Origin of the sequence: Bacillus cereus group sp. BfR-BA-01310 (assembly GCF_022664325.1) — a bacterium.
GTDB lineage: Bacteria > Bacillota > Bacilli > Bacillales > Bacillaceae_G > Bacillus_A > Bacillus_A paramycoides.
This window is the reverse complement of sequence record NZ_JAKUHD010000004.1, coordinates 115,609-127,646: the sequence shown is the minus strand read 5'-3', so window position 1 is coordinate 127,646 and position 12,038 is coordinate 115,609. Positions and strand designations below refer to the sequence as shown.

Sequence of the window (12,038 nt, the reverse complement as noted above, 5' to 3'; positions counted from 1 at the left end):
TTATGTTTTGTAAGCATACATTATTAGTCTATGTAGTGCGATTTGTCCCTTATGAGCATAAAAAAAGGCTGTAGAATGGATTCATTCTACAGCCTTTAATAGACTCTTAGTCTATCAACCTTCTAATAATAATGATTTTGGATCTTCAAGCATATCTTTAACAGCAACAAGGAAGCTAACTGCTTCTTTACCATCAACAATACGGTGATCGTAAGATAGTGCAAGGTACATCATTGGACGGTTTTCCATACGCTCGTTATCGATTGCAACTGGGCGTACTTGGATTTTATGCATTCCCAGAATACCTACTTGTGGGCTGTTTAGGATTGGTGTCGACATTAGAGAACCGAACACGCCACCGTTTGTAATTGTAAACGTACCACCTTGTAATTCTTTTAATGAAAGTTTGTTATCGCGTGCTTTTTTACCCAATTCACGAATTTCGCTTTCGATTTCAGCGAAGTTTAATTGGTTAGCATCGCGTACAACTGGAACAACTAATCCATCTGGAGCTGCTACTGCAATACCGATATCATAGAATTTTTTAATGATAAGCTCGTCGCCTTGAATTTCAGCATTTAATAATGGGAATTGTTTTAATGCTGCAACAACTGCTTTTGTGAAGAATGACATAAAGCCAAGACGTACATCATGTTTTTTCTCGAAAGCATCTTTGCGTTCTTTACGTAATTCCATGATTGCACTCATATCAACTTCGTTAAATGTTGTTAACATTGCAGATGTTTGTTGAACTTCTACAAGACGTTTTGCAATTGTTTGACGGCGGCGGGACATTTTCACGCGCTCAACTGGTTTTTCGAATTCAGTTTTTACAGCTGGAGCAGGAGCTGGACTTTTTGGAGCAGCTGGTGCTTCTTTTGGCGCTGCAGCATGAGCTTGTACATCATGCGGTCTCACACGTCCAAGTGGATCTGTGCTGCGCACATCGTTTAAGTCGATTCCTAATTCACGAGCCATTTTGCGAGCAGCTGGTGATGCGATAGGACGATTTGTATTTGGTAAACCTTGAAGAGCTTTATTTTGTTCAGCACTTTGCGCTTCAGCTTTTGGTGCTTCAGTAGTTTCTTGTTTTGGTTGCTCAGCAGCTGGAGCAGGTGTGCTTACTGCAACTGCTGCGCCATTAGCATCTAAAATTGCGATAGTAGCGCCAACTTCAACTGTATCTCCAGGTTCGCCTAGTAATTTCGATACAATACCTGAATCTTCTGCAATGATTTCTACATTGACTTTGTCAGTCTCAAGCTCAACAACGCTGCCACCTTTCTCAACTTTGTCGCCTACGTTGATAAGCCATTGTGAAATAGTTCCTTCTGAAATAGATTCTGCAAGCTCAGGTACTTTAATTTCGATCATTTTAAATGTCCTCCCCTTATTTGCCTAACGGTGTGTTTTGTCTTCTTTAATCTTCGGTAATCTCCATTTGTTAGCCCGACTTGGGCAGAATATCTGCCCAAGTAGAGCCTGAAAAATTCATTGTTACTTTCAGTTGCTGTAAACTTCAATTTCTTGTTTATCTTGACGGAAGTTGTACTTCACGTCTAAAGCGTGCGCAACGATTAGTTCTTGCTCAGCTTTGTGAGCGAATGGATCGCCACCAGATGGACTAGAACGATCAGGGCGTCCAATATAACCTGTTTTCACTTTATCGCCAGCAAGTTCGAACAGAATTGGGGCCATGTAATGCCATGCACCCATATTACGAGGTTCTTCTTGAACCCAAATGATTTCTTCTAAGTTTTTAAAGCGTTTAATAATAGATTGAACTTTTTCAGCAGGGAATGGGTACAACTGCTCGATACGAATCATATGAACTTCATCTAAGCTGTACTCATGCTTACCATTGTCGATCTCTGCTGCTAAGTCAATCGCCATTTTACCTGTGCTTAAAACAAGACGTTTTACTTTGTTTGGTTTCATACCAAGGTTTTCTTGTTCTAAAGCAGGTTGGAAACGTCCTTCACTTAACTCACTACCTGTTGAAAGTGTAAGTGGGTGACGTAATAAACTTTTCGGCGTCATAATTACTAACGGTCGAACAGCTTCTGTTCCTAAGATAGATGCTTGACGACGCAAGATATGGAAGTATTGTGCCGCGCTCGTTAAGTTTGCAACTGTCCAGTTATTTTCAGCAGCTAATTGTAAGAAACGCTCTGGACGTGCACTAGAATGCTCTGGTCCTTGACCTTCATAACCGTGTGGTAATAGAAGAACTAAACCTGATTTTTGACCCCATTTTGCTCTTCCTGCTGAAACATATTGATCAAATAACGCTTGCGCAGTATTTGAGAAGTCACCGTATTGCGCTTCCCACATAACAAGAGTTTCTGGAGCGAATACGTTATAACCATATTCGTAACCAACAACAGCAGCCTCTGATAACGGACTGTTATGAACAGAGAATGAAGCATTGATATTTGGTAAACGATGTAATGGTGAATATGTTTCGTTTGTATCAGTATCGTGTAATACGATATGACGATGCGCGAATGTACCACGCTGTGAATCTTGACCAGTTAAACGAATTGGCGTACCTTCTTGTAAAATAGAAGCGAATGCTAACGATTCAGCAAGTGCCCATTCAATTTTACCGTTCTCTTCAAGAGCATCTTTACGGCGCTCAAGAATTTTCTTCACTTTTGGATATACGTTAAAGCCTTCAGGCCAAGATAATAGACCTTCATTAATTGCACGAAGTGAGTCAAGTTCAACACCAGTGTCAATCGGCTGGATGCCTCTTGCAACAACATCTGGAACTTTAACGTGAATTGTTGCAGCACTTGTATCAGCAGGTGGTACTTGTGCGTATTCAGCTTTTAATTGCTCTTGTATAAACTGAGTAATTGTTTCAACCTCATCTGCATTTAGAACGCCAGCAGCTTGTAATTGATCTGCATAAATTGCTCTTACAGTTGGGTGATTTTTAATCTTTTTGTACACTTGTGGCTGCGTAACTGCTGGATCATCCATTTCGTTATGACCGTAGCGACGGTAACCGATTAAATCGATTAAGAAGTCTTTTTGGAACAGCGTACGATATTGGATCGCAAGGTTAGCAGCAGCAAGACAAGCTTCCGGATCATCAGCGTTCACGTGAACAATCGGAATGTCGAATCCTTTTGCAAGGTCACTCGAATATTTCGTAGAACGAGAATCATAGCTATCAGTCGTAAAGCCGACTGCATTATTTGCGATAACATGGATCGTTCCGCCAGTTTGATATGCGTTCAATCTGCTTAAGTTCAATGTTTCAGATACAATACCTTGACCAGGGAATGCAGCATCACCATGAACTAAAATTACGAATGACTTTGAAGTATCTTGTTCTGGAAGACCAGATTTTTTACGGTTCTCTTGAGCCGCACGTGCGAAACCTTCCACAACAGGATTAACGAACTCAAGATGACTTGGGTTATTTGCTAAAGTAACGCGAGTACTAACTTCTTCATTACCAACGACTTGTTCTCTACCTAAATGGTATTTCACGTCGCCAGTCCAGCCAGCATTTGCCTTTACGCCCTCTATTTTTGCATGTTTGAATTCAGCAAACATGTGACTATATGGTTTCTCTAATACGTGAGCAAGTACGCTTAGACGACCGCGGTGAGCCATACCAATCATGACATCTTCTACGCCACCTTTAGCACCTTCTCGAACAATTTCATCTAATACAGGTACAAGCATATCAACGCCCTCGATAGAGAAACGCTTTTGACCAACGAATGTTTTATGCAAGAATTGCTCGAAACCTTCAACAGCTGTTAAACGTTTTAAAAGAGCAGTTCGTTTTTTATTTGATAATGGTTGACGCAATGAATTTGATTCCACCATTTGATGCAACCACGCGCGTTCTTCACTATCTTGTATATGTGAAAATTCATAAGCTAAAGATTTTGTATAAACGTCTTTTAATCTATGAATTACATCAAGTGCAGTGTGAATACCTTCTGGTGCATCTTGCCATACTGTTTTAGCTGGAATCGCTTTCAAATCAGCATCGCTAAGTTCGCTCATTGTTTTCTCGATAAGAGATTGTCCATTTGCAGCATCTTCCATTGGATTAATGTGAGCCAACGTATGCCCGAAAGAACGAATCTGCTCAACAAGTTGAACGACTTTAAGAATTTTTTCAATGTTTCCAGTGTTTTGAGGAGAAAAATTTGTTGCTGTGTTGTCCCCTGTTACGACATCATCTTGGAACGAAGGAGCTCCAAAAATTTCAAAAAGCTCTTGTAATTCCGGATCAACAGAACCTGCTCCAGTTACGTAAAGATCATACTGTTCAATAACATAACCAAGGTTCGGACCATGGAACTTGGCCCAAGGGTTTGTCGTTGTATTCTTCCTCGTCATTTGTTTAAACCTCCCAATGCATATAATCCTTTTCCATACAAAAAGGTGCATTTTGCTCTTTTCAATAATTGATGAACCAATAATCAATGTAAATGTTTTCTTTACTCTTATGTTATTACAATAATTTACATAATACCAAACACTATTACTTATCTGTTTTGTAAAAAAACATTCACAATAACTTATCACCCAAGTTAATCTTTCATGTTATAAAGTAATTTTACAAAAAAAGGGGGTGGATATATTTGGTATACCTACATTAATAACTATAATTGTTGCATTTAAATATAGGTATAATCGTTGGAATGTTTCGATAAAAACTCGTTCGAATTATGTATATTGAAATAATAAGCGCTTTCATTGATATTATACAACAATACAACGGAATATAGTATAAAAAATAAAAAATTATGAATTTAGCATAAACTTTATTTCGATAGTGTTAAATATTAAAAGGAAAATGAAGGATTTCTACAAAAAAAGTGGCTATACATAAAAAATGCTTCATAAACTGTTAGTTTCTATAAATATGGCGAAAAACACCGTAAAAACAACAGCACATTTCATTGAATAAAGAGAAGAATGAAATGGTTTAAAAAGATAAAACACATATGGAGATATTAAATTTTTATAAAAGCGGGGAGGAGATATAGTAACGGATATATACATTGTTCCATGTTTCGTTTCAAAATAGACGTGTTGAAATTGAAAAAGTTTCTTCTATATAAAGGAATGTTCGTAACTTTTTTTGCATTAACAGCGTATTATCTTCTTTTCTCTATTGGCTTAAACTTAAATGTAATTACACTATCTGCAAAGGAACTATTGAACATATTAATAGCATTAACGATGAGTACTGTTTTCATCTCATTTGTTGTTTTATCGAAAAGATATTAAGATGGAAGAGAGAAAGGAAGATTAACATATGCAAATGATATATGCTTTTGGCATTGGACTGGTATTATTTTTAGCAGTATTCTTATTTATTCGTAAAGACGTCCAAGGCGGGACATTAACGAAAAGAGGATTTTATAAACTAATCGGCTGTTTAGTCGTTATGTTTATAGCGATTATCGTATTGATTGTTTTAATAAATCAGTCACTATAGAATTGAAAAAATGGAACCTTACTTCGGTAAGGTTTTTCTTTTTGGAAAGGAAACTAAATATTCCTACAAAATCTATTTGCTGTATATAACCTATAATATATAATCCAGTAAAATGATAGATAAGGAGTATAGTATATGAATAAAACAACTATTTTCTTTTTATTTGTATGTCTACTACTTATAGCTAATATTACTTATATAATATGTAACAAACGAGAACAAGTACCACCTATATTAATTAGTATGGGAGGGTCAAGAATACTATGTTACGAATGAACCTGTAAAAGCAGAAGAAGTTGGGTAAAGGCTTGGCGAAGTAATAAAGAAAATTGAAACAAGTAAAAGACCTACTAAAAATAGTGAATTCAACACATTACAAGAGAAAACAGAAGTATTTACAATGATTGAAAAAGAAAAAGATAATCAATCGCCTTTAATCATAAAGGAACCTTATAAAGATGAAATTGTACTCGCCGCTTTTAATAAAGGTGGAGAAATTATGTGGGGGCATTTTAATGCCGCAATAGAGGGTAAGAAGATGGCGCAAATAACCATTCTACTAAACACTTAAATGATCAAATAACTACTGATACAAATGATGATTCTACTAAAGTTTTACCTAAAACTGGTGGTAGTAATCAAACTATATGGTTAAATTCATTAGGTGCTCTTTTTACAGCTTTAGGTAGTGTTTTCTTCTTCTCAAATAAACGAAAAAGAAATGCTGCACAAAGGAAGTAATAGTAAATGAAAAAAGTAATAATGAATTGAAAGCACTAGCATGTACTTGGGAATCTATTATTTGGATGACAAGTACATGCAGTGCTTTTTTATTTATATTCTATTATCAATTCTTCATGAGGCATTATTTTGCTTGAGGTTACACGGTTTTAAAAAAGGTTTTTTAAGAGCATATGCTGTATATAGTTATTATTTACTTTGAAAATATTACTAATTTAGGAGGAACAATAATGAAAGCGATTACTGAAGGTGTTTTATTATGGGAACCATCGCAGCACCAAATTGAAAAAGCAGGGGTCAGTTTTTTTATGAAATGGCTCAAACAAGAGAAGGGTTTATCTTTTGGAAATCAAAAGGAGTTATGGGAATGGTCTGTTAAGGAACTTGAATCGTTTTGGGAAAGCATTTGGAGCTATTGCAAAGTCCAATCTAATACGCCTTATAATCAAGTTTTGGAATCAAGAAAGATGCCTGGGGCAAAATGGTTCACTGGTGCTACATTAAATTATGCAGAACATGTCTTTCGAGGTGGTAGAGGAAATAAGCCAGCGGTAATTTTTCAATCAGAAAAGAATCAGAGAACTGAAATAAGCTGGAAAGAACTTCAGGAAAAAACTGCAATGGTTGCAAATTCGTTAAAACGGTTAGGTGTAAAACCAGGGGATCGGGTTGTTGCCTATATGCCTAATATTCCCGAAACCATAATTGCTTTTTTAGCATGTGCTAGTATTGGTGCTATTTGGTCTAGTTGTTCTCCGGATTTTGGGACGGGTACTGTTATTGACCGATTTAAGCAAATTGAACCGACTATTTTATTTGCTGTTGATGGGTATGCTTACAACGGTAAAATTCAGAATAGACTTACAAATGTTTCGGAACTTCAATCAGAACTGTCTACTTTAAAGAAGACAATTTTAATTCCATATATCAACAGTAATGATTTTAAGTTGAATGATCAGACAATCTATTGGAATGACATCTTATGTGGGGATTCTGAGATTGTTTTTGAAAACGTTCCATTTGATCATCCTCTTTGGATATTATTTTCTTCTGGAACAACAGGTTTGCCAAAACCAATTGTGCAAAGTCAAGGTGGGATACTATTAGAACAGCTTAAGACATTATTAGTTGAACAGGGTGTTAACCAAGATGATGTGTTCTTTTGGTTTACAACGACAGGATGGATGATGTGGAATCTTTTAGTAGGTGGTCTTCTGGCTGGAGGTACCATTGTTTTATATGACGGTAGCCCATCTTATCCTAGTATACATATATTATGGGATCTTGCAGAAGAAGTTGGTGTTACTTTCTTTGGTACAAGTGCTGGTTTCTTAAGTGCATGTATGAAATTTGGAATTAAGCCAAAAGAAAGGCACAGTTTTTCAAAGTTAAGGTCTATTTGTTCAACTGGTTCACCTCTACCTATAGAAGGATTCTTATGGGTATATGAAAATGTGAAAAAAGATGTATGGCTTGTTTCAACGAGTGGAGGAACTGACGTATGTACTGCATTTGTTGGTGGTTCACCTATATTACCTGTTTACGCAGGAGAAATACAAGCTCGTTCTTTAGGTGCTCACGTACAATCATTCGATGATGAGGGAAAAGCAGTTATCAATGAAGTTGGGGAATTGGTTATAACTGCTCCGATGCCATCCATGCCACTTTATTTTTGGGGAGATGACAATAATAAACGTTATCTTGAAAGTTATTTCGATGTATATCCAGGCACTTGGAGACATGGTGATTGGATTAAATTTGATGATAAAGGCAGTTGCGTCATTTTTGGACGATCAGATTCCACTATTAACCGACTGGGGGTACGCCTAGGAACTAGTGAAATCTATCGCGTGGTTGAGGCTCTAAATGATATTATGGAAAGCTTAATAATTGATTTAGAACTCCTTGGGCGGAAATCATATATGCCTCTCTTTGTCGCGTTAAAACCAGGAGTAACTATGTGTGATGATTTAAAAGAAACAATAAAAGCTGAAATAAAAGAAAAGGTTTCACCCCGTTTTGTCCCCGACGAGGTGTATGTAGTAGAGCAGATTCCAAAAACATTAAGCGGAAAGAAACTAGAAGTCCCAATTCGTAAGATTTTATTAGGATTTCCGGCGGAAAAGGTAGTTAATCCAGGTTCCATGGCTAATCCTGAATCATTAAGTTTCTTTGTGGATTTAGCACGAATAATCAATGAGTAAGAATAATGGTATTTTTGATGAAGCAAGTATCTCTGCTCAAATGAGTAGAGATACGAATTTTTTATAAAGACAAACGGGAAGAATAAAAAATATAATAAAACAGCTATATCAAAGATTCGCTTTCATGATTTACGGCATACGTATGCAACCTTGTTGTTGGTGAAAGGTGTGAATGTAAGTTAGGGCACAGTAATATCAAAATCACATTAAATACTTACTCGCATGTGCTGCCAACGATGCAAGAGGAGGTAGTTAATAAAGTAGAAGAGATTTTGTGGGTAATGTGACCGATGGCCCTTATTCTTATAGAGTATGAAAGTAAATAAATAAAAACCGCATCAAATGTTGATTTGACACGGTTTCTACAAATATGACCCCGACTGGTCTCGAACCAGCGACCTCCACCCTGTCAAGATAAGAAACGTATGTTTTACGTTTTGGAAATGTCGAGCGGAAAGGTAGTTGTATCAAGGGTTTATAAGGTGTTCTATACTTTCTCATGCAAATCCTGTAACGTAGAAAAATGAAATTTCTTGACCAGAATCTTGACCAATTTTAAATTATATCCACAAGGTCAAAGGGATTATAGGTGAAAATATTGTAAGTTTCTAAGTATATGTTACTACTTTATGTAAGAGGAATGTTTGAAGGAAATCCACCAAATATTCGCTGTAGTTAAGACACCTTTTCTTGAGTTTAAGAAGAACATTTTACTTTACAAGAAAGGTATTTCTTTTTGTGTACAACTTGTTAAGGATACTCTAATGTTTTACTCCAATGGCACTAAAGAGTTCAGATTTAACTGTTTGAATAACTTTCTAATAAATTTGTTACTTTGTATTAATGACCAGTTCGCGCACTCATACCCCAATTTATCTGGGAAAAAAGGTGGATTGTCATCATCTGCGAGCAGTGTAGTTTCAAACTTAAATAAATTTTGACACAACGTCTCGATTTTTGTGGGATTTACTTTTTCACCGCCAGTATGCAGGTCTATCACAGGATGATAATGAATCAGGTGATTTCTCAATTCAATTAGAATGCTAATATCCTTCCACCAAACTCGATTTACATTAAAGGCTTGAGTGATTTTGAAAGCCTTGTTATGTAGGGTATCCTCTTTAATACGAACTGTATCTCTTATTTTTTGAAGTACCGATTCATTAACATTAGCCCCATATATATCATTGAATTCGTCTTTATTAGACGACAAAACATATATTTCATTTATTGTAGCTTCCATAAACGCAACGCTAGAAGTAATAGCGGAAAGAACGTAGGAGCGATAGTTGAAGATATTCTTTATCCTTTCTTCCTGATTTTTGAATTTGTTATCCATGTCAAAAATCTCTTTACTATTATCTACAAATAATTTAGCAGCTCTTAAATGGTCCAATGATAAAAATGTAGTAGTGTAAACATCTGAAGATAATACTTTATATTCGATTTGAGTTGGATCAACTTTATAGAGCATTTTAAAATATTCTTCATCGCTTATATCGTCGGGTCCGAGAGAAGAGTTTTCTTGATTAAGGTGATTGTTATTATTTTTTTGGTATTCACAAGATTCACGCGAATTGTCTGCGTTTTTTTGTGATTTTTTATTATCCATACTTCTACCTCCAAATGTATATTATGAAATCTTTAATCCTTTAATTAGTATATATCTTATTATTTGTACAATAAAGATGAAATTGTTATAAATTTTCTGAATTAACACTGTATAGGGTGAGATAAATATTTTTTATAGAGCATTTTTATGAGTTTAAAAAAACGAAAAATAAATTAATTATTTTGAAATTTAATCAAAAAGGGCAACAGTAGGAATTAAAACTATTTGAAATGGTATATCTGATTTTAGGATAGCTTATTAGTATTGAATTAAAAAGTGTAGATAATAAATCTGCAGAAAAAATATGAATAATCCCCCTTCGTTATGACGATGTTATTGATAAAGAGAGGGGATATATTTTATTGGATAATTTATTGACGGATTTTTGGGATAAAAAGGATCACTCTTTGAAAGTGAGTTTGTCAAAGGAATATTATCGTCAATTAAAGGAAATGGCGTATGATCTGGAAATCAGTATGAAAAAACTTGTGAATCAATCTATAAAAAAGGCATTAAAAGATATTGAAGTAAATGAGTGTTACAAAAGAAGTAAAGACGTATATGTAATTGGAAATGGTTTTAAACTGTACAGTCTAAAGATTAAAAGTAAGTATTACAAAGAGTTACAAAAGATAAGCAATGAAACGCAAATAACTATAAAAGGTATAGTGGAGGATATATTATCTGTGTACCCTGCTATAGTTCAAGATGAATTAGGATAAAGTAAAGAGACATGAAAGGAAGATGATATTGAATATTACAGATATTACCTGGATTTTAAAAGAAGGATTAAGATACTTATACTATGATAAAAATTGTGAAAGTTTAGATGAACTTTTAGATTATGTCAATGAAGAAGAATATAATAAATCAGAATTAGCGGAGGCGTTTATAAAATTTATTAAGCATTTACCAGAAGAAGTAAAAAAGGAATTGTATGAAAAATTACCTAGAAAAAACATGAAAGATGGAACTTTTCAATTGTAGGATAAAGATTTATTATACAGAAGATAACAAGAGTACAGTAAACTCCAACTTAATAAATATATATTATTTATATGAATTAATAGAAAAAAGGGTTGCTTTTCAAATGAAGAGCAATCCTTTTCTTATGATTGGAGGAAAAAAATGATATATCGTGAGATTAGAGCAGGAAATCAAGGGGTACTAGAATCACCTGTTGGTATGAATCAACCAGCAAAACGAGTCGACATCGTAAAACTAAAAATGGTAAAAGAGAGCAGTCTTCTTTACAAAGAAAGAAAAGTGAAATCTCCCGAAGATGCAAGTTTGTTGTTTAAGCAATTTCTAGATGGGGCTGATCGAGAGTATTTTATTGTACTCTGCCTCGATATTAAAAATCAGCCTACTGCTATCAACGTTTGTCATATTGGTAGTTTAAATTCTAGTATTGTACATCCACGTGAAGTGCTGAAACCCGCAATAATTTCAAATGCAGCTTCAATTATCGTTGCGCATAACCATCCTAGTAATGATCCCACTCCGAGTAGAGAAGATCTTGAAGTTACAAAACGACTTATTGAAGCAGGCAAAGTTGTAGGTATAGATGTGTTAGATCACCTTATTGTTTGTGAGGAGAGTTTTATTTCACTTAAAGAAAAAGGGCATATGTACGAAGAAAAATAATTTGCCTATGTCATTTAAATAAAAGGAGGAAGGACATATATGTTTGGTGTAAATCAGAGGCGTTATGCTACAAAAGCGGTACAGAATATAATTCCATTAGAATTACAACAATTTTTATGGCTTATTATTGATTGTCGAAAAGCCGCTGGAGATCGACTGGACTATTTGCAAGTATTTGAGTTGCAATCAGATCATGAATATCAACTCGTCTGTAATATACAAGAGTATCCACCTTTGCAATTAGAATACAAATTTAAGTTAAATTCTAAGGAGGTGATTAACTGTAATGTTTGGCTGGTAGACAATGGAGAATATGCAACTATGCTTTTACCATCAGATTATTGATAAATTATTA

At 35.1% G+C, this 12,038-nt stretch carries 10 protein-coding genes and 4 pseudogenes; 11 read left to right on the top strand and 3 right to left on the bottom strand.

Features of this window, described 5'->3' with window-relative positions:
- Nucleotides 1–114 precede the first annotated feature (114 nt).
- Both odhB and odhA read right to left on the bottom strand, forming a co-directional pair.
- Nucleotides 115–1,374, bottom strand: a complete 1,260-nt coding sequence (gene odhB, locus MR109_RS11090) for a 2-oxoglutarate dehydrogenase complex dihydrolipoyllysine-residue succinyltransferase (RefSeq protein WP_048369566.1) — start codon at nucleotides 1,372–1,374, stop codon at nucleotides 115–117.
- A gap of 129 nt (nucleotides 1,375–1,503) precedes the next feature.
- Nucleotides 1,504–4,371, bottom strand: a complete 2,868-nt coding sequence (odhA, locus tag MR109_RS11085; protein ID WP_242272097.1) for a 2-oxoglutarate dehydrogenase E1 component — start codon at nucleotides 4,369–4,371, stop codon at nucleotides 1,504–1,506.
- 720 nt (nucleotides 4,372–5,091) lie between these two features.
- On the opposite strand from odhA, the pseudogene MR109_RS11080 reads away from it, so the two are divergent.
- The 7 genes and pseudogenes from MR109_RS11080 to MR109_RS11060 all read left to right on the top strand — a co-directional run.
- Nucleotides 5,092–5,268 (top strand): annotated as a pseudogene (locus MR109_RS11080) (permease); the annotation flags it as partial.
- Between the two features lie 28 nt (nucleotides 5,269–5,296).
- Nucleotides 5,297–5,479, top strand: coding sequence for a DUF3976 domain-containing protein (locus tag MR109_RS11075; RefSeq protein ID WP_242272096.1), 183 nt, complete (start codon nucleotides 5,297–5,299; stop codon nucleotides 5,477–5,479).
- Nucleotides 5,480–5,614: 135 nt separating this feature from the next.
- A pseudogene (locus MR109_RS11070) lies at nucleotides 5,615–5,942 on the top strand (hypothetical protein); the annotation flags it as partial.
- A pseudogene (locus MR109_RS30540) lies at nucleotides 5,934–6,038 on the top strand (TetR/AcrR family transcriptional regulator); the annotation flags it as partial. The pseudogenes MR109_RS11070 and MR109_RS30540, both read left to right, overlap by 9 nt.
- Nucleotides 6,039–6,058: 20 nt before the next feature.
- Nucleotides 6,059–6,220 carry an LPXTG cell wall anchor domain-containing protein gene (locus MR109_RS30390; protein ID WP_082147716.1) on the top strand — a complete coding sequence of 54 codons (162 nt, stop codon included), beginning with the start codon at nucleotides 6,059–6,061 and terminating at the stop codon, nucleotides 6,218–6,220.
- A gap of 230 nt (nucleotides 6,221–6,450) precedes the next feature.
- The gene (locus tag MR109_RS11065; RefSeq protein ID WP_242272095.1) at nucleotides 6,451–8,424 is read left to right on the top strand and encodes an acetoacetate--CoA ligase; all 1,974 of its coding nucleotides are present in this window, start codon (nucleotides 6,451–6,453) and stop codon (nucleotides 8,422–8,424) included.
- Nucleotides 8,425–8,526: 102 nt separating this feature from the next.
- A pseudogene (locus MR109_RS11060) lies at nucleotides 8,527–8,711 on the top strand (tyrosine-type recombinase/integrase); the annotation flags it as partial.
- 482 nt (nucleotides 8,712–9,193) lie between these two features.
- Here the strand turns inward: MR109_RS11060 and MR109_RS11055 are convergent.
- The gene (locus MR109_RS11055) at nucleotides 9,194–10,036 is read right to left on the bottom strand and encodes a hypothetical protein (protein WP_242272094.1); all 843 of its coding nucleotides are present in this window, start codon (nucleotides 10,034–10,036) and stop codon (nucleotides 9,194–9,196) included.
- Nucleotides 10,037–10,398: 362 nt separating this feature from the next.
- Between MR109_RS11055 and MR109_RS11050 the strand changes: the two genes are divergently transcribed.
- The 4 genes from MR109_RS11050 to MR109_RS11035 all read left to right on the top strand — a co-directional run bounded on the left by MR109_RS11050 (nucleotide 10,399) and on the right by MR109_RS11035 (nucleotide 12,028).
- Nucleotides 10,399–10,758, top strand: a complete 360-nt coding sequence (locus MR109_RS11050; RefSeq protein WP_242272093.1) for a hypothetical protein — start codon at nucleotides 10,399–10,401, stop codon at nucleotides 10,756–10,758.
- Nucleotides 10,759–10,786: 28 nt separating this feature from the next.
- The gene (locus MR109_RS11045) at nucleotides 10,787–11,023 is read left to right on the top strand and encodes a hypothetical protein (RefSeq protein WP_242272092.1); all 237 of its coding nucleotides are present in this window, start codon (nucleotides 10,787–10,789) and stop codon (nucleotides 11,021–11,023) included.
- A 141-nt stretch (nucleotides 11,024–11,164) separates the two neighbouring features.
- A complete protein-coding gene (locus tag MR109_RS11040; RefSeq protein WP_242272091.1) occupies nucleotides 11,165–11,683 on the top strand; it encodes a JAB domain-containing protein in 519 nt (172 codons plus the stop codon).
- A 39-nt stretch (nucleotides 11,684–11,722) separates the two neighbouring features.
- Nucleotides 11,723–12,028 (top strand): DUF960 family protein, encoded by a 306-nt coding sequence (locus MR109_RS11035; protein ID WP_242272090.1) that lies wholly within the window; start codon nucleotides 11,723–11,725, stop codon nucleotides 12,026–12,028.
- The last annotated feature ends 10 nt before the right edge of the window (nucleotides 12,029–12,038 follow it).

Bases quoted from the DNA above. Each gene is read 5' to 3' on its own strand.
- MR109_RS11065 (WP_242272095.1), top strand. From the start codon at position 6,451: ATGAAAGCGATTACTGAAGGTGTTTTATTATGGGAACCATCGCAGCAC.
- odhA (WP_242272097.1), bottom strand. From the start codon at position 4,371: ATGACGAGGAAGAATACAACGACAAACCCTTGGGCCAAGTTCCATGGT.
- MR109_RS11035 (WP_242272090.1), top strand. From the start codon at position 11,723: ATGTTTGGTGTAAATCAGAGGCGTTATGCTACAAAAGCGGTACAGAAT.
- MR109_RS11075 (WP_242272096.1), top strand. From the start codon at position 5,297: ATGCAAATGATATATGCTTTTGGCATTGGACTGGTATTATTTTTAGCA.
- MR109_RS11055 (WP_242272094.1), bottom strand. From the start codon at position 10,036: ATGGATAATAAAAAATCACAAAAAAACGCAGACAATTCGCGTGAATCT.
- MR109_RS11040 (WP_242272091.1), top strand. From the start codon at position 11,165: ATGATATATCGTGAGATTAGAGCAGGAAATCAAGGGGTACTAGAATCA.
- odhB (WP_048369566.1), bottom strand. From the start codon at position 1,374: ATGATCGAAATTAAAGTACCTGAGCTTGCAGAATCTATTTCAGAAGGA.